At 70.6% G+C, this 17150-nt stretch carries 14 protein-coding genes; 9 read left to right on the top strand and 5 right to left on the bottom strand.

Annotated elements, in window-relative coordinates; translation table 11 throughout:
• The first annotated feature begins 9 nt into the window (after window positions 1–9).
• Window positions 10–1497 carry an SPFH domain-containing protein gene (locus tag ACBJ59_RS51600; RefSeq protein WP_375117336.1) on the top strand — a complete coding sequence of 496 codons (1488 nt, stop codon included), beginning with the start codon at window positions 10–12 and terminating at the stop codon, window positions 1495–1497.
• Between the two features lie 75 nt (window positions 1498–1572).
• The gene (locus ACBJ59_RS51595) at window positions 1573–2247 is read left to right on the top strand and encodes a hypothetical protein (RefSeq protein WP_375117335.1); all 675 of its coding nucleotides are present in this window, start codon (window positions 1573–1575) and stop codon (window positions 2245–2247) included.
• Between the two features lie 62 nt (window positions 2248–2309).
• On the opposite strand, the gene ACBJ59_RS51590 is transcribed toward ACBJ59_RS51595, so the two are convergent.
• Window positions 2310–4346: a glycosyltransferase gene (locus ACBJ59_RS51590; protein ID WP_375117334.1), complete on the bottom strand. Its 2037-nt coding sequence runs from the start codon at window positions 4344–4346 to the stop codon at window positions 2310–2312.
• A gap of 54 nt (window positions 4347–4400) precedes the next feature.
• Window positions 4401–5531 (bottom strand): non-hydrolyzing UDP-N-acetylglucosamine 2-epimerase, encoded by a 1131-nt coding sequence (gene wecB / locus ACBJ59_RS51585; protein ID WP_364111128.1) that lies wholly within the window; start codon window positions 5529–5531, stop codon window positions 4401–4403.
• A gap of 56 nt (window positions 5532–5587) precedes the next feature.
• Here wecB and ACBJ59_RS51580 point away from each other — a divergent pair, with 56 nt between their 5' ends.
• The 5 genes from ACBJ59_RS51580 (at window position 5588) to ACBJ59_RS51560 (ending at window position 12285) form a co-directional block, all read left to right on the top strand.
• Window positions 5588–7270, top strand: coding sequence for a glycosyltransferase family 4 protein (locus ACBJ59_RS51580; RefSeq protein WP_375117333.1), 1683 nt, complete (start codon window positions 5588–5590; stop codon window positions 7268–7270).
• 133 nt (window positions 7271–7403) lie between these two features.
• On the top strand, window positions 7404–8651 hold the full coding sequence (locus tag ACBJ59_RS51575) for a nucleotide sugar dehydrogenase (protein WP_375117332.1): 1248 nt from the start codon (window positions 7404–7406) through the stop codon (window positions 8649–8651).
• Window positions 8652–8670: 19 nt separating this feature from the next.
• Window positions 8671–9759, top strand: a complete 1089-nt coding sequence (locus ACBJ59_RS51570; RefSeq protein ID WP_364111122.1) for a glycosyltransferase — start codon at window positions 8671–8673, stop codon at window positions 9757–9759.
• Between the two features lie 27 nt (window positions 9760–9786).
• Window positions 9787–11580 carry a DUF4434 domain-containing protein gene (locus tag ACBJ59_RS51565; protein WP_375117331.1) on the top strand — a complete coding sequence of 598 codons (1794 nt, stop codon included), beginning with the start codon at window positions 9787–9789 and terminating at the stop codon, window positions 11578–11580.
• 39 nt (window positions 11581–11619) lie between these two features.
• The gene (locus ACBJ59_RS51560; RefSeq protein WP_364111118.1) at window positions 11620–12285 is read left to right on the top strand and encodes an NUDIX domain-containing protein; all 666 of its coding nucleotides are present in this window, start codon (window positions 11620–11622) and stop codon (window positions 12283–12285) included.
• Here the strand turns inward: ACBJ59_RS51560 and cpt are convergent.
• Window positions 12275–12811 carry a chloramphenicol phosphotransferase CPT gene (cpt, locus tag ACBJ59_RS51555; protein WP_375117330.1) on the bottom strand — a complete coding sequence of 179 codons (537 nt, stop codon included), beginning with the start codon at window positions 12809–12811 and terminating at the stop codon, window positions 12275–12277. The two genes, ACBJ59_RS51560 and cpt, sit on opposite strands and share 11 nt — an antisense overlap.
• A 124-nt stretch (window positions 12812–12935) precedes the next feature.
• Window positions 12936–13616 carry a hypothetical protein gene (locus tag ACBJ59_RS51550; protein ID WP_375117329.1) on the bottom strand — a complete coding sequence of 227 codons (681 nt, stop codon included), beginning with the start codon at window positions 13614–13616 and terminating at the stop codon, window positions 12936–12938.
• 114 nt (window positions 13617–13730) lie between these two features.
• Here ACBJ59_RS51550 and ACBJ59_RS51545 point away from each other — a divergent pair, with 114 nt between their 5' ends.
• Together ACBJ59_RS51545 and hisC are read left to right on the top strand one after the other, a co-directional pair.
• Window positions 13731–14849 carry an alpha/beta hydrolase family protein gene (locus tag ACBJ59_RS51545; protein WP_375117328.1) on the top strand — a complete coding sequence of 373 codons (1119 nt, stop codon included), beginning with the start codon at window positions 13731–13733 and terminating at the stop codon, window positions 14847–14849.
• A 57-nt stretch (window positions 14850–14906) separates the two neighbouring features.
• A complete protein-coding gene (gene hisC, locus ACBJ59_RS51540; protein WP_375117327.1) occupies window positions 14907–15965 on the top strand; it encodes a histidinol-phosphate transaminase in 1059 nt (352 codons plus the stop codon).
• A 61-nt stretch (window positions 15966–16026) separates the two neighbouring features.
• On the opposite strand, the gene ACBJ59_RS51535 is transcribed toward hisC, so the two are convergent.
• Entirely contained in the window at window positions 16027–16932 is a 906-nt protein-coding gene (locus ACBJ59_RS51535; RefSeq protein ID WP_375117326.1) for an EamA family transporter, read from the bottom strand.
• Window positions 16933–17150: the final 218 nt, after the last annotated feature.

Below are 17150 nucleotides of genomic sequence, written 5' to 3'. Positions count from 1 at the left end.
GAGGCCCCGATGACCCCCGAGCTCTACGTCCTGGCCGGCGGCGTCATCGTCGCGGCCGTCGTCCTCATCCTGCTGTTCAAGGCCGTGTGGCGGGTCGCCGAACCCAACGAGGCCCTGATCATCTCCGGCCTCGGCGCCCGCCGCCGCGGCGAGGCCGGCATCGACAGCCTGGGGTTCAAGATCATCACGGGCAAGGGCGCGGCGGTGCTGCCCGGCTTCCAGACGTCCAGGCGCCTGCGCCTGGACACCAGGGCCGCCAACCTCCAGGTCTCCTGCGTCACCCAGCAGGGCATCCCCGTGCACATCCGCGGCGTGGTGATCTACAAGGTCGGCGACGACCTCGCCTCCATCGCGAACGCCGCGCGCCGCTTCCTGGACCAGCAGGACTTCATGACCAGCGCGATCCACGAGCTGTTCACGGGGCACCTGCGCTCGATCATCGGCAACCTCACCATCGAGGACCTGATCCTCAACCGCGAGCGCCTGACCAGCGAGACCAGGGCGTCGGCCGCCGACGAGATGAGCAAGCTGGGCCTGATCGTGGACTCGCTGCAGATCCAGGAGATCGACGACGAGACCGGCTACATCGTCAACCTGGGCAAGCCGCACGCCGCCAAGGTCGCCGCCACCGCCCGCATCGCCCAGGCGCAGCGCGACCAGGAGGCCACCGAGGCCGAGCAGGTCGCCGCCGCGCACATGGCCGCCGCCCGCCGCGACGCCCGGATCAAGGAGGCCGCCTACCAGGCCGAGATCGACCGCGCCCAGGCCACGGCGCGCCAGGCGGGGCCGCTGTCGGAGGCCAGCGCCCGCCAGGAGGTGGTGGTCCAGGAGACCCGGGCCGCCGAGCTGGAGGCCCAGCTCGCCGAGCAGCGGCTCCAGTCCCAGGTGCGCAAGCCCGCCGACGCCAGGGCGTACGAGACCGTCACCCTCTCCCAGGCCGAGCGCGACGCCCGCATCGCCCAGGCGGAGGCCGAGGCCAGGGAGACGGAGCTGCGCGCCGCCGCGCAGGCCAGCCAGGTCAAGCTGGCCGCCGCCGCGGAGGCCGAGTCCGTACGGCTGCGCGGCGAGGCCGCCGGAGCCGCCACCAAGGTCGCCGGCGAGGCCGAGGCCCAGGCCGCGCAGGCCCGCGGGCTGGCCAACGCCGAGGCGACCAGGGCGCAGGGCCTGGCCGAGGCCGAGGCGTCACAGGCCAAGGGCCTGGCGGAGGCGCAGGCGATCCGGGCGCGGGCCCAGGCGCTGAAGGAGAACCAGGAGGCGGTCATCGCCCAGCAACTCGCCGAGAACTGGCCGGAAATCGTCGAGGCGGGCGCGAAGGCGTTCGGGAACGTGGACCACATGGTGGTGCTGAACGGCGCCCAGGGAGTGGAGGAACTGCTGGCCAAGGCCCTCACGCTGGGCGGCACCGGCCTGGGCCTGGCCAGGTCGCTGCTCAACAGCCCGTCCCCGAACGGTGGCGAACCGGAAATCCCTCGTAAAGCCACTGAATCCCGCGAATAGCGACGTTACTCGGCCCCTTACTCTCCGCTTCCTCTAGCGTTTTGCACAATGCCGCTGGAGTGAAATGGAGACCCCATGCATAAAGCAATTTCCGGTGTATTTGTCACCACTCTGGTCATTGCCGGATGTTCGTCAGGAGAGGAGCCCACGGCGCCCGCCGCCTCGGCGCCCCCGTCCGCGTCCGCCGCCGACACCGCCCGGCTGCGCGCCGCCCTGCTGCCGGTGCCCAAGGGCATGAGCGTCGCCTACGGGCCCGAGCTGGGGGCGTTCGGCACGCTCAAGTCCACCCAGCAGGGCCTGGCCGCGGTCCGCCAGGCCAAGGTGCAGCGCCCCGAGTGCGCGGGGGCCGCCCAGCTCGACGCCGCCAAGCCCGAGGTCGCCAAGTCGCCCGCCGCGGTGATCGCCTTCTCCGCGGCCCGCGGCTCGATCACGCAGGCGGTCGTGTCGCTGCCGTCCGCCGCCTTCCCCGCGCCGCTGCCGCGGCAGTGCGCGTCCTACACGGCCGACGTCGGCGGCAGCCAGGTCACCTACAAGACGCGCACCCTGGACATGCCGGCCAAGGGCGACCAGTCGCGGGCCTACCTCACCACGGCCGTGGGCGACAAGAACAACGCGCAGATCGGCTCGGTGATGATCAGGCGGGGCACGCTGATCATGTCGATGCTCGTGGTCGGCCAGCGGGTCAAGCCCCAGGGCCTGTACGCGCTGGCGAACCTGGCCGACCAGAACCTGGCGCGGGTCAAGGGATAGGTCGTTTCACGACGGCTCGGGGCGCCCCTGGCCCGCCCCGGCGGGGCGTCACTCCGTACTGCTCAGATGAGGACGTGGTCGTCGGGGCGGCCGACGAAGGCGAACTGGGCGTTCCTGGTCAGCTTGATGTGGTCGGCCTGCCAGGTGTGCATCGAGGTGTCGGCGCTGCGCCAGTAGACGAAGTTGAAGCGGTCCGCCGAGTAGATCTTGACGGAGTCCTCCTTCAGCCGCCGTACGAGGTGGGTGTCCTCGCCCCGGGTGATGTCGGCGAAGCGGTACGAGCGGAAGAGGTCCGCCTTGCCGAGGAACGTGCCGCCCTGGACCAGCCACGAGTAGCGGTGCTCCAGGCCGGGCAGGCGGAGCATGGTGGTGTTGCTGCCCTCGAAGTACGCGTAGTGCGCGCCCTTGCCGGTCAGCTCGGCGTCGGAGTAGTCGAACGCGCGGACCAGGTCCGACAGGTAGTGCTCCCCGTACAGGTTGTCGTCGTCCATCTTGGCGATCAGCTCGCCCTCGGCGGCGGCGATGCCCAGGTTCATGCACGCGCCGAGCGACAGCGAGGCGTCGGCGGGCAGGACCACGACGTCCGTGATGCCTGCCATGCGAGCCTTGTCGGCCACCACGACGGGGTCGATGTCCAGGCCGTGCAGCACCATGACGAGTTGCAGCGGGCGGTGGAGCTGCTTGGCCACCGAGGAGATCGCGTGCTCGATCTGCGCGGCGCGGTTGGTGGGCAGCACGACCGAGATCGAGCGCGACCTGGGCGTCACCTGGTGCCCGAGGTCCTGCAGGATCTGGTCCACGCGGTGCGAGAACAGGTGCTTGTCGAACACCTCCCGCATCGCCAGGTGGCCCATCCTGGCCCGCAGCTCGGGGCTGTTGATCAGGTGCAGGACCTGGTTGTACGACTCGATCGGCTCGCGCGCGATGGGGACGAGCTCGCCGAACGTCTCCTCGATCGCCCGCGACCACCCCGACACGACGGGGGTCGCGCAGGCGGACAGCTCGAAGACGCGCCGGGCGCACATGGTCGGCGAGTCGAGCACGGAGTTGACGTTGAGGAAGACCTTGTACATCCGGTACGCGGCCAGCATCTGGTCGTAGGGCAGCTCGCCCACGATGTGCGGCCGGTACTTCTCCGGCCAGGCGTACTTCTCGTCCACCTCGCCGTTGCGCGCGAAGATGTGCAGGCCCAGCTCCCTGACCGGGTCGAGCACGGTCTCCATCTGCTCGCGGCGCTCGGGGTGCTTGTCCCGGAAGTACATCCCGGCGAAGACCACGTCGTGCAGGCGGCCCTTGTTCTGCTGGATCGGGTTGTGCACGCGGGGCTGGGCGGCGAACTGCAGCACGTCCACCCGGTCGTGTCCCAAAATTTCCCGATATTTCGGCAGCATGTCACCGTCGCAGGTGAACACGTAGTCGAACAGCTTGGCCGTGTCGATGAAGAAGTCGAAGTTCGGCGGGTCCTCCTTGTTCCAGAAGACCGTCGGGATGCCCTCCTGCCGGCACCAGGCCACCAGGTCGCGCAGCGGCTCCTTGGGAGCGTTCGTGCCGGTCATCTGGTAGCGCCAGCGGCCCTGGTTCCCGTGCCAGGCCGACTCGCAGAACAGCAGGTCAGGCCGCTTCTCCGCGAAGATCTCCGGCCAGTCCTTGAGCCCGAACTCGATCTGGTCCCACTCGTAGCGGAAGGCCGCCCTGGAGAAGTCGTCCAGGATCACCGCGACCTTCAGGTCCGGCCTGTTCACCGGGCCGGTCGGCCACTTCGCCGGCGGCACCTCGACCCGCGGCGGCCGGTGGTTCGCCAGCTCCGTGGCCTCGCTCACCGGAGTCGGCGGCTTGGGCGCCCGCTCCCTCGACCGGACCGCCTCGACGATCTTCCCCGGGCTCTTCGAGCCCAGGGCCTCGCCCAGCTTGAACGTGCGCTTGGCCTGGGTGGCCTCCAGCTTCCAGCTCGCGTACGCGGCCTTGGCCTCGGCGATCTCCAGGCGGCGGCGCAGCTCCGTGACCTCCGCCTCGTACCGCTCGACGAGCTTGCGCTCCTCGGGCAGCCAGTTGACGGGCCCGAGTCGCTGGAAGGTGGGCTCTTCGGGGGTTTCGGCCATGGTGGTACGCCTATCGCTCAGCGGAGGTATGTCATAGTACGGCGGTTACGGCCGCTATTCGGGGCGTTTGCCATGAGAGGCAGGTGCCAGGTTGTCGCCCTTCAGCCAGGCGGCGATCACCGTGGCGATCCGCGGCCCGGCCTTGCCGTCCCAGAGCACCGGCAGCTCACCGGCCGGCGTGGCGGCTCCGTCGGCCAGCGCCTTCTCCGCCGCGGCGGGCAGCAGGGCCGGGGTGACCAGGCGGTTCGTGCCGTGCGTGATCGTGATCGGCCGCTCGGTGTTGGGCCTGACGGTCAGGCAGGGGACGCCCAGCATGGTGGTCTCCTCCTGGACGCCGCCGGAGTCCGTGACGACCAGCGCGGCACCGCGTACGAGTGAGAGGAAGTCCACATAGCCCAGCGGGTCCACAACCCGGACCGGACCGCCGTCCACGAGACCGGCCTCGGCCAGCCGCGCCTTGCCGCGCGGGTGGATCGGCACCACGATCGGGATCTGCCGGGAGACCTCCAGCACCGCGTCGACCAGCTCCTTGGCGGCCTCGGGGGTGTCCACGTTCGCCGGGCGGTGCAGGGTGGCCACCGCGTAGCGCTCGGGCAGGCCCAGCCGCGCCACCACGGGCGCCGGGTCCAGCGCCGGCAGCGCCGAGAAGAGGCTGTCGATCATGGGGTTGCCCACCAGGTGCACCTTGGACGCGGGCACGCCCTCGTTCGCCAGGAACGCCAGCGCCTCCGGCGAGGTGGCGAAGAGCAGGTCGGCCAGCGCGTCGGTGACGACCCGGTTGACCTCCTCCGGCATGCCGCGGTCGAACGAGCGCAGCCCCGCCTCCACGTGCGCGGTGGGCACGCCGAGCTTGGCGCAGACCAGGATCGCCGCCAGCGTGGAGTTGACGTCGCCGTACACCACGACCAGGTCGGGCTCCTGCTCCTGGACGACCTCCTCCAGGCCGACGAGCAGGGCCGCCGTCTGCTTGGCGTGGCTGCCGGAGCCGACCCCCAGGTTCGCCACCGGCTCGGGCAGGCCCAGATCGGCGAAGAAGACGTCGGACATCAGTGCGTCATAGTGCTGACCAGTGTGGATGATGCCCTGCCGCACACCGAGCTCGCCGAGTGCCCGCACCACCGGGGCCGCTTTCACGAAATTGGGACGAGCACCCAATACGTGCAGGACCAGGGGGTTCTCCCTCATTGACCTCGCCTTTCATAGCGGAAGGGAAAAAACGCTGCCTATGGTACGGTCCCTGCGTGGCATCCGACGCCAGTCGTCAAGACTCCTCCCGTAGATCTGACGGGGTCTCCGCGAAGTCCGCCCGTGCCGGCGTCGGTGGACTTCTCAAGGGCTTCGTCCAGCACCCGATCATCGTTTCCCGCGTCGTCGCGACAAAGGTCAAGTCCGACCCTGTCCGGGTGGCCCAGGCCGCCGCCGACGCGCTCCCGCCCCGGCTGCGTCCCATCGTGGGCAGCGTGGCCTGGCCGGCCGCGCGCCGGGCCCGGCGCATCGTGCGCAAGTTCGGCATGCGCGTGGTCAAGGGGCCGTGGAACGAGGCCAAGGAACACTGGGACGCCGGCCGGGTCAGCGAGGCCGCCGCCGTGCTCGAGGCCCACACCAAATACCCGTTCGTCAAGCGCAGGGCCGCCTACTACCGGGGCGAGCTGGCCGCGATCAGTCCCGACCCGATCCCGCCGGGGCCCAAGGTGGCCATCCTGGAGCGGGTCCAGAACCGGGTCCTGCACGTGGTCACGAACGCGCTGCCGTACACGCAGGCCGGCTACACCGTCCGCACCCACCGCATCGTCACCTCGCAGAAGGCCGCCGGGATCGACCCGCACGTGGTCACGAGCTGGGGCTGGCCGATGTTGCAGGGGCACGCGGACGCGGCGCCGTACGAGGAGATCGACGGCATCCCCTACCACCGGCTGCTGCCGGACGGCCACGGCGAGATGCCGTTCGAGACCCAGGGGCGCATCATCAGGGGCGCCGACCGGGTCACCGAGCTGGTGACGCAGCTGCGGCCGCAGATCGTGCACGCCGCCACCGACCACCGCAACGGCTCCATCGCGCACGCCGTGCGCGACAGGACGGGCACGCCGTTCGTCTACGAGGTGCGCGGCTTCCTGGAGGAGACCTGGGCCTCGCGCGACCCGATCCGCATCGGCAGCCAGCGTCACGTGCTCCAGCGCGATCGCGAGGCGTTCCTCATGCGCGAGGCGGACGCGGTAGTCACGCTGGCCGAGACGATGGCCACCGAGATCGTCGAGCGCGGGGTGCCCAGGGAGAAGATCCACCTGGCGCCCAACGCGGTGGACGACTCGCTGCTGTCGGTCCACTACGACGGGGCCTCCTTCCGGCACCGGTACGGCATCGCCGACGGCGAGATCGTCGTCGGCTCGGTGTCCAGCATCGTGGCCTACGAGGGCTTCGCCACCCTGCTGCGGGCCGCGGCGCTGCTGCGCGACGACGGCACCCCCGTACGCGTGCTCATCGTCGGCGACGGCACCGAGCGCGACAACCTCCTGGCGCTGGTCGACGAGCTGGGCCTGAAGGACGCCGTCCTGCCCGGCCGGGTCGGCCCCGACGAGGCGCTGCAGGCGCAGGACGCCATCGACATCTTCGCCTGCCCGCGGGAGGACCTGCGCGTCTGCCGACTTGTTACGCCATTGAAACCCGTCGAGGCGATGGCGCTCGGCAAGCCCGTCGTGCTCAGCGATCTGCCCGCGCTGTCCGAGCTCGTGGGCTCCGACGGCGCCGGGCTGCTGGTGCCACCGGGCGACCCGGGCGAGCTGGCCAAGGCGATCGCCGGGCTCCGTGAGGACCCGGCCAGGCGTGCTGAGATGGGTGAGGCAGGACGGGCGGAAGTGGCTGCCAAGCGCACGTGGAGCCGCGTTGCCGAGACTTATCAAGCTCTATACCGATCGCTTGCCGAATGATGACCTTCACGTTGGCTGTCTCTTCTGACGGGTTCGGTCGCATTAGGCGTGAGCTAGGTGGACTTGAGATAACCTTTGCGACCATGAAGTGTTGTTTCCGGCTCCCAAAGGCACAGCTGTGACAGAAATCGACTTGGCTGTCATCGGTCTGGGCTACGTCGGCATGCCGCTCGCCAAGGAGGCGGTGGCCGCCGGCCTGCGGGTGGTGGGCGTGGACGTCGACTCCGCCAAGGTCGACGCGCTCAACTCCGGGCAGTCCTACATCGACGACCTGACCGACGCCGACCTCGAGCACATGCTGGCCAACGGGTTCAGCGCCACGCTCGACGAGACCGTGCTGGCCAGGAGCAACACGATCGTCATATGCGTGCCGACCCCGCTGGACGAGGACCACCGCCCGGACCTGTCCGCGGTGGAGGGGGCGACCAGGACCGTCGCCCGCAACCTCAGCAAGGGCACGCTCGTCGTCCTCGAGTCCACCACGTGGCCCGGCACCACCGACGAGGTGGCCAGGCCGCTGCTGGAGAGCTCGGGGCTGGTCGCGGGCGACGGCTTCCACCTGGCCTTCTCGCCCGAGCGCATCGACCCGGGCAACCCCAAGTTCGGCCTGCGCAACACCCCCAAGGTGGTGGGCGGCTACACGCCGACCTGCCGCGACCGGGCGACGGCGTTCTACGGTCAGTTCATCGAGCAGGTGGTGCCCGTCAGCGGCACCCGCGAGGCCGAGATGGCCAAGCTGCTGGAGAACACCTACCGGCACGTCAACATCGCCCTCGTCAACGAGATGGCGATCTTCTGCGACGAGCTGGGGATCGACCTGTGGGAGGCCATCGAGGCGGCGGCCACCAAGCCGTTCGGCTTCCAGAAGTTCCTGCCGGGTCCGGGCGTGGGCGGGCACTGCATCCCCGTCGACCCCTCGTACCTGTCGTACACGGTGCGCAAGCTCGGCTACCCGTTCCGGTTCGTGGAGCTGGCACAGGAGATCAACGAGCGGATGCCGTCGTACGTGGTGGCCCGCGTGCAGCGACTGCTGAACAGGCATAAGAAGCCCGTAAACGGCGCCAGAGTGGTTATGCTCGGCGTCACCTACAAACCGGATATCGCAGACGAGCGTGAGACTCCGGCCCTGCCGGTGGCGCGTGCGTTGCTGGAGCTGGGTGCCGAGCTCTCGTTCGCGGACCCGTACGTCAAGGAGTGGGCGGTAGACGGCACCCCGGTGCCGCGTGAAGAGGATCTGGCCGAGGCAGTGATCAACGCGGACGTGACGCTGCTCATGCAGCAGCACGCCGCGTTCGACCTCGGCATGGTCGAGGCGAAGGCCAGGCTCGTGCTGGACACCCGAGGCGTGCTCGCCGAGGGTGAACGCGTCGAGCGGCTGTAGCGACGGAGGGCTGCGCGCAGTGCACGTGCTCGTCATGACGGTGGTGCATAACCCCGAGGACGCGAGGATCCTGCATCGGCAGATCCGTGCCCTTGTGGATGCCGGTCATGAGGTCACGTACGCCGCCTCGTTCACCGCGCACGGCGTCGTCCCCAGACCTTGGGTCACCGGCGTGGACCTTCCGCGCGCCGCCCAGCGCAAGCGGGTGGCCGCGGTGTGGGCCGCGCGCCGGCTGTTCAAGCGCATGCGCGACAAGGTCGACCTCGTCCTCATCCACGACCCCGAGCTGCTGTTCGCCGTGTGGGGCGTGCGCAACAGGCCCCCCGTGGTCTGGGACGTGCACGAGGACACCCCCGCCACGCTGTCGCTCAAGCCGTGGCTCCCGGCGCCGCTGCGGCCGCCGGCGCGCTTCCTGGCACGCATGCTGGAGGGCACCGCCGAGCGGCACATGCACCTGCTGCTGGCCGAGACGGCGTACGCGGGCAGGTTCAAGGACGCCCACCTGATCGTGCCGAACGAGACCTGGGTGCCCGACTCCGTGACGCCGCCCGGCGACGACCGGGTGGTCTATCTGGGGTGGCTGTCCAGGGCCCGCGGCGTGTACGAGGCGGTCGAGGTGGCCAAGCTGCTGCAGCCGTACCGGGTGGCGGTGGAGCTGATCGGGTACGCCGACCCGCAGAGTCGCCCCATGCTCAACCAGGCCGTCACCGAGGGCCTGCTGGAGTGGCGCGACTTCATGCCCAACGACGAGGCGCTCAAGCGGCTCGACGGCGCGCTGGCGGGGTTGTCGCTGCTGCACGACGAGCCGAACTACCGGCATTCGATGCCCACGAAGATCGTCGAGTACATGGCGCACGGCATCCCGGTCATCACGACCCCGTCGCCGCGGGCGGTCGAGCTGGTGGAGCGTTATGACAGCGGCGTCGTGGTGCCCTGGGAGGACCCCAAGGCGGTCGCGCAGGCCGTGCTGACCCTGCGGGACGACGTACGCGAGCGGCGGGCGCAGGGCGCGCGCGGTTATGCCGCCGCCCGCGCGAACCACCACTGGCCCAACTCGGCCAAGCGGTTCGTCTCACAGCTGGAGTCCTGGGCCGGGGTCAAGCCGTAATTCTCGAGGGCGGGTAGGTTCCTGAACGTGCGCTGGCTCTTTCTGGTCGTGGGCGCGGCCATCCTGGCCATAGCCGCGACGGTGATCATCGTGCTGCCCTCCGGCGACTCCGGCCCGGTGGCCGTCAAGTCGCCCGTGCCGAAGCCGTCGAGCACCGAGCCGACGCCGAAGGTCAGCGAGTTCACCGATCCCTGTGGAACGTTCGACACCGGCGAGGCGGCCCCCTACGCGGTCACCGGCTACTGGATCACCCCCAAGTCCAACCCCTGCACCTGGCGCAAGCAGCTCCAGGAGATCCACCGCGTCGGCGGCGACACGATCATCAGGATCGGCTACGGCCTGCAGTTCCGCACCGTCTCCGAGGACGGGGAGATCCTGGGCAAGGACGGCACCCTCGACCCGCTCTACAAGGCGTGCGAGGAGGATGGCCTCACCTGCCACGACGCCGCCGAGCGGGACCTGCGCGCGGCCCATCCCGGCAACCGGATCGGCCGCACGTACGTCTACCGGACCGACGAGTCGTTCGGCCCCAACCTGTTCCGGTGCCCCGAGATGGAGCACCCCATCGAGGCCGGCAACCGGATCTACTACCGGCTCATCACCCAGGCCGACGGCTCCGACGACGCCACCTGCGACTTCACCAGGAAGGCCACGTCGTACGACATGATCCTGGTGGCCGGCTCGAACAAGGACAGCCTGAGCGAGCTGCTCGACCTGGGCGACCAGTTCGGCATGCGGGTCTTCCCGGCGCTGCCGCTGGCCCCGCGCGACTCCAAGACCCCGATCAGGGCCGAGCGGCGCCACCTCGGCACGCTGACCACGCTGACGCGGCGCATCCTTCAGGACTACGGCGTGCGCTTCGCCGAACGGGAGTCGCTCGGCGGCGTCTACCAGCCGTTCGAGGTCCAGATGGCCGCCACGCTGGCCACGAACCCGACGCTGGAGGTGTACGCCGACCAGCACACGATCGTCGAGCAGGAGTTGCCCGGCAAGCCCATCCTGATCAGCCCGTACCTCGACGCGCGCAAGCGGGTGGCGTTCGGGCAGACGCCGAAGCAGGTGGCGGAGGGGTTCAAGGCCCTGGTGAAGACCGGGGTGGGGATCATCGCGCCGCAGGACAGCCGGGGGACGGGCAAGGTCGGCCTGTTCTGGCCGGACGAGCGTGAGAGCGAGGTGGACGAGCGGCTGCGGCCGGTGGTGGGCGAGTCGACGTACGACACGGCGTACCACGGGTCCACGCGCGACTACTACCGCGAGATGGCGGCGGCCCGGCAGGAGATGCTCGAAGCCGGCCATCAGGTGCAGCTCTGGGCGAACGTGGAGGCGTTCGAGCCGTCGGGCAAGGAGCCCTGCGCGCCGCAGGGCACGCGCGGCAAGACGGACAAGGAGCGCCTGGACCAGGCGGTGACGATGGCCGGCCGTTACGTTCAGAAGATCGTTTCCTACATGTGGAGCGACTTCATGACATGTGGGCAGCCGTCGCTCGAAACGGAGATATCCCAGGACTGGCAACGGCCGATCGCGGTGGACGCGATCCGGCGGCCGCGCGACGTCCAGGACGGGCTGGAGGTGCGCGGCTACAACCTCAAGGACGGCACCGTGACCGTCCAGTGGTCGGGGGGCACCCAGGAGATGGTGGTGTCGGCCGTGGGCTCGCTGGACGAGGCTCCGATCGAGGAGGAGCTGCCGGAGGGGATGGCGACGGCGTGGGTGCCGTTCGACTGGAGCCAGGTGCCGGCGGGGGAATGGGTCAGGATCGGCGTCAAGGTGCCTTCGGGGAAGGCGACGACGGAGCCGCTCCACGTACGCATCGTCACGTAGGTTCGCTGGGCGCGTACGACTGCGTGTAACGTGCCCTCCATGGTCCCGAGCGTCCCGGTCAGTGTCGACCTGGTCGTGCTCACCGTACGCAACCAGGCGTTGTGCGCCCTCGTCTGGCGGCGCGACAACCCGCCGTTCCTGCGCCGCTGGTCGCTGCCCGGCGGGTTCATCCAGCTCGACGAGGACCTCCCGGCCGCCGCCCACCGCATCCTCGGCGAGCGGGCCGGCCTCCCGGGCGCGCCGGTGCACCTGGAGCAGCTCCAGACGTACGGCTACCCCGACCGCGACCCCAGGCAGCGCGTGCTCAGCGTCGCCTACCTCGGCCTCGCCCCCGACCTGCCGGCCTCGGAGAAGGCCCACATGAGCTGGCAGCCGATCGGCGCGCTCGCCGCCATGGCCTTCGACCACCGGCGCATCATGCTGGACGGGATCGAGCGGGCGAGGGCGAAGCTGGAGTACACCTCGCTCGGCGCGGCCTTCTGCCCCCCGGAGTTCACGGTGGCCGATCTGCGCCGGGTCTACGAGATCGTGTGGGGCCGGCCGCTGGACCCGCGCAACTTCCACCGGAAGGTCACCAAGGCCGAGGGCTTCCTGCTGGAGACCGGCGGCACGACGACGCGGGACGGCGGGCGCCCGGCCAAGCTCTACTGCCGGGGCCCGGCCGAGCTGCTCCACCCGCCCATGCTCCGCAGCCTCAAGGAGTGACCCGGTCGGCGATGATCCGCGCGCACTCCAGGGACTCGGTGTCCGTGGTGTCCACCTCCACGTCGTAGAACACGTCCCGGTGCACCAGCTCGGCCTGCGACTCGGCCATCCCGGCGACCCGGTCGCCCCGGGCGATCTCGCGGCCCGCCGCCACCGCCCCGTCGCACCGGACGCCGACCCACAGCACGTCCAGCCCGGCGAGCACCTTCTGCCACCCCTCCTGGGAGTGCGCACCACCGAGGAAGACGTCATCGATGATCACCCGGGCGCCCGCGCGGACCATCGCGGCGGTGCCCTCCATCCACGCCTTCTGCAGCGTCCGGAACTCCGGACCGACGTTCACCCCGCCGTCCGGGGCGAACTCGATCCCACTGTCCGAGTTCCGCATGGACGCGGGCAGCGAGTCGACGAACGCGTCGATCGCGGCGGCCAGCCACGGGTCCGGCAGGACGGCCTGCAGGCAGCGCAGGATTCCCGACTTGCCCGAGCTCGACCCGCCATTCAGCACGATCACCTGAGTTGTCACCGCACCACCCTAGCCACGGTGAGAGAGGAGCCCGGGCAGCCGTACGACCTCCGGCGCGGGCCGTCCCGCGCGCTCTGCCCGCGCAGGTAGGCGGCCACGCGTCCACGTCCGGTCCACGGAGGGATCATGACATGCCGTCGTGGACCTCCGGCGGGGGCAGGTAGGGCCTGAAGTGGTCGGCCACGAGGTCGGCCACGGTGGCGGCGTCCTGGGAGCCGTCCACCTCGATCACCCGGATGCCCAGGCGGCGGGCGGAGCGGACGGCGTCCTCGGCGACGAGACGGTCCCGCTCCAGCCGGTTGCGCTGGGCCCGGGCCGGGTCGCTGACCTCATGGCCGAAGGCGGTCCGGGAGAGCTCGCGGAGCTGGCGGTCGCGGAAGGCCGGGGCGGGCACCATGACGACCATCTGCCCGAGCGAGCCGGCGATCTGGGCCACCAGCTCGGGGCGCAGCCCCCAGCCCTCGGCGATGACGGGCCGCCCGGAGACCAGGGCGCGCAGATCGTCCAGGGCCCATTCGAACCGGACGGGGAAGCCGGCCAGCGTCTCCTCGGCCATGTCCGCCGGAGTGGTGTCCACCCAGACCTGTTCGAGGTCCGGGCCTTCGGGTGGCCGGCCGAGCGCGACGCGACGGGCGATCCGGCGGTCGTTGTGGCCGCGGGCGTCGTGGTAGTCGTAGTGGTAGGCGGTCAGCCCGTACCGTACGGCCAGCAGCCGGGCGACGGTGGACTTCCCGGCCCACTGCCCGCCACCGATCCACAACACCCGGCGAAGCGTGCCGAAGGGGTCCCACACGTCGGTGCTCACGTCGCTGATCATGTCATTCCGACCCCAGTCGGACCCGGTTGTCCGAAAGTCGCACACGAACGCTGGACGTTCGACCGAGGCGGGACCCGGGCGGGTGCCGAGAGCATGGGCGGCATGAAATCCAAGATCATGTACGCCGTCGGCGTCGCCGGCCTGCTCGCCCTCCTCACGACCGCACCGGCCCAGGCACGCACCGAACCCGCCCCCGCCCAGGCCCTGGCGCTCCCCGCGCCGACCGGGTCCCGGCCCGTGGGTACGGTCAGCCTGCACCTGGTGGACCGTGACCGCCCCGACCCCTGGGTGCCCGCGGCGAAGGCCAGGGAGCTCATGGTCTCGCTGTGGTACCCGGCGAGGAAGGGGACCGGCCCGGCCGCTCCGTACATGACCCGCGAGGAGGCCGCGGCCCTGCTGGAGGGCCAGAACGTGACCGGCGTCCCGGCGGAGGCGGTCAGCGGCACCAGGACCCACGCCGTCACCGGGGCCCGCCCGGCCGGGCGCAAGGGCTCGCTGCCGCTGGTCGTGCTCTCGCCCGGGTTCACGATGTCGCGCTCGTCGCTGACCGGCCTCGCCGAGGAGCTGGCCAGCCGGGGTTACGTGGTCGCCGGCATCGACCACGTCCACGAGTCGTACGGCACGAGCCTGCCCGGGGACCGGCTGGCCGGTTGCGCCGCCTGCGCGGAGCAGGAGGCCGACCCGTGGGCGTTCGGCGCCAAGGCGGTCAAGGGGCGGCAGGCGGACGTGTCGTTCGTGCTCGACCGGTTGCTCGGGCGGCACCCGGTGTGGCAGGACGCCCGGCTCATCGACCGCTCGCGCGTCGGCATGGCCGGTCACTCGCTCGGCGGCGCCGGCACGTCGTGGACGATGCTGCAGGATTCGCGCGTGCGGGCCGGGGTCAACATGGACGGCACCTTCTTCGTACCCGTCCCCGAGCAGGGGCTGGCTCGGCCGTTCATGGTGATGGGCGCGGGCAAGGTGCACGAGCCGGGCGGCCAGGACTTCACCTGGGGCCGCGACTGGGCGCGCATGACGGACTGGAAGCGCTGGCTCACGCTGGAGGGCGGTGACCACGTCTCCTTCACGGACTACCCGCTGCTGACCAGGCGGTCGGCCAGGGACCTGGAGGTCACCCGGGCGTACGTGGCCGCCTTCATGGACCGGCACCTGCGCGACCGCGCCCAGCCGCTGCTGGACGGGCCCTCCGCCGCCTACCCCGAGGTCACGTTCTGGAAGTGAGCTCCGCGCGGGCTCCCGGGTGATGCTTCACCCCGCCGCGCCTTCTAAGGTGATGGCATGCCTCGTTTCCGCCAGATCCTGGACACCATGGCTGCCTACAAGCCGGGCAAGGCGGTCGCCGGCCCCGACGGGCGGTCGTACAAGCTGTCGTCCAACGAATCCCCGTACGACCCGCTGCCCTCCGTGGTCGAGGCCATCGCCGAGGGCGCGCGGCAGATCAACCGCTACCCCGACCCCGGCGCCGTCCAGCTCACCGAGGCCATCGCGGGGCGCTTCGGCGTGCCGGCCGAGCACGTCGCGCTCGGGGCCGGGTCGGTCACGGTGGCGCAGCAGCTGTTCGAGGCGGTGGGGGAGCCGGGGGCCGAGGTCGTCTACGCCTGGCGGTCCTTCGAGGCCTACCCGCTGCTCGCCGACCTGGCCGGCGTGAAGTCGGTCATGGTGCCCCTGGCAGGCGAGGACCACGACCTCGACGCCATGGCCGACGCGATCACCGACCGCACCCGCATGGTGTTCGTGTGCAACCCGAACAACCCCACGAGCACCGCCGTCCGGCGGGGGGCGCTGGAGGCGTTCCTGGCGCGGGTGCCCGAGGACGTGCTGGTGGTGCTGGACGAGGCCTACCGCGAATACGTGCGCGACGAGGACGTCCCCGACGGCCTCACCCTCTACCGCGACCGGCCCAACGTCTGCGTCCTGCGCACCTTCTCCAAGGCGTACGGGCTGGCGGGCCTGCGCGTCGGCTACCTGATCGCGCCCGAGCCGGTGGCGACCGCCGTCCGCAAGACGATCGTCCCGTTCGCGGTCAACCACCTCGCCCAGGTCGCGGCCATCGCCTCGCTGAAGGCCGAGGACGAGCTGCTGGAGCGGGTCGAGCGGGTGGTCAAGGAGCGCACCCGCGTCCGCGAGGCGCTCATCGCCCAGGGCTGGACGGTGCCGCCGACCGAGGCGAACTTCGTCTGGCTCAGGCTCGGCGAGCGCACCCTCGACTTCGCCGCCGCCTGCGCCATGGAGGGCGTGGCGGTCCGGCCGTTCTCACCGGAGGGCGTACGCGTGTCGATCGGCTCACCCGAGGCCAACGACGCCTTCCTGGCCGCCGCCAAGGAGTTCCCCCGCTAGACCCGCTCCCCGCCGCGTCCCTCCTGGAAGGACGTGCGGCGGGAGGGGAGCGGAGGGCTATTTAGGAGACCGTGACCTCTTCAGGGACGGGAGCCCTGGACTTCGCGCGTCGCTCGGTTGACACCACCAGGGCGACGCCGACCAGGATCACCAGCCCGCCGAGGATGATCTGCACCGTCACGTGCTCGTTCACCACGAGCACGCCGAGCAGCACGGCCACGACCGGGTTGACGTACGCGTACGTCGACACCAGCGAGATCGGCGCGTTGCCCAGCAACCACGTGTACGCGGTGAACCCGACCAGCGAGCCCACCAGCACCAGGTACGCCAGCGCCGCCCACGACCGCCCCGAGATGGCGGCCAGGTCGACCCGCTCCCCGATCGTGGTGCCGACCAGGGCCAGCCCGGCCCCGCCGACCAGCATCTCGACGGTGCTGGCCGCCCACACGTTGGGCGGCATCGGGATCCGCGCCGACAGGAACGAGCCGATCGACCACGACAGCGAGGCCACCAGGATCACCACGATGCCGGTCGTGCCGGCGCTCTCGCCCCCGCCGTTCAGCGACAAGGCCGCCACCCCGCCGAACCCGACCAGCACCCCGGCCAGCGTCAGCACGGCGGGCCGGTCCCTGACGGCGATCCTGAAGATCACCAGCCACAGCGGCACCGACGCCACGAGCAGCGCGGCCAGGCCGCTGGAGATGTGCTGCTCGGCCACGGCGACCATGCCGTTCCCGCCGGTCAGCAGCAGCAACCCGACGAGCGCGGCGCCACCGAACTGGCGCGGCGACATCCGGAACGCCGCCGTCCCCTTCTTGATCAGCAGGAAACCGGCGAGCAGCAGGGCGGCTGTGACGAACCGGAACGCGCCGTGCAACAGTGGCGGCATGGTCTCGATGGCGATCCTGATGCCGAGGTACGTCGAGCCCCACACCACATAGACGATCGCCAGAGCGCCCCAGACCAACAGAGGGGAACGATTGTCAGTAGCGTTTGCACTCATGGCTCATGACCTTACCGGGCGACTCCGACAAAAGCCTGCGGGTATCAGACTTCGAGATGTGGCGGGATATTAGCGATAGGCGGCTTTCGCGCCACTGTCGGGTCGACGGGCGTGCTTGGCAGGATGCTCAGCATCCCGCCGGTCATCCCGCCGGTGATTTCCGCCGGTCATCCCGACGTTCA

Origin of the sequence: Nonomuraea sp. MTCD27, assembly GCF_041950495.1 — a bacterium.
Taxonomy (GTDB): domain Bacteria; phylum Actinomycetota; class Actinomycetes; order Streptosporangiales; family Streptosporangiaceae; genus Nonomuraea.
Note: the sequence above shows the minus strand (reverse complement) of the source record. Positions and strands in the feature narration are given on the sequence as shown.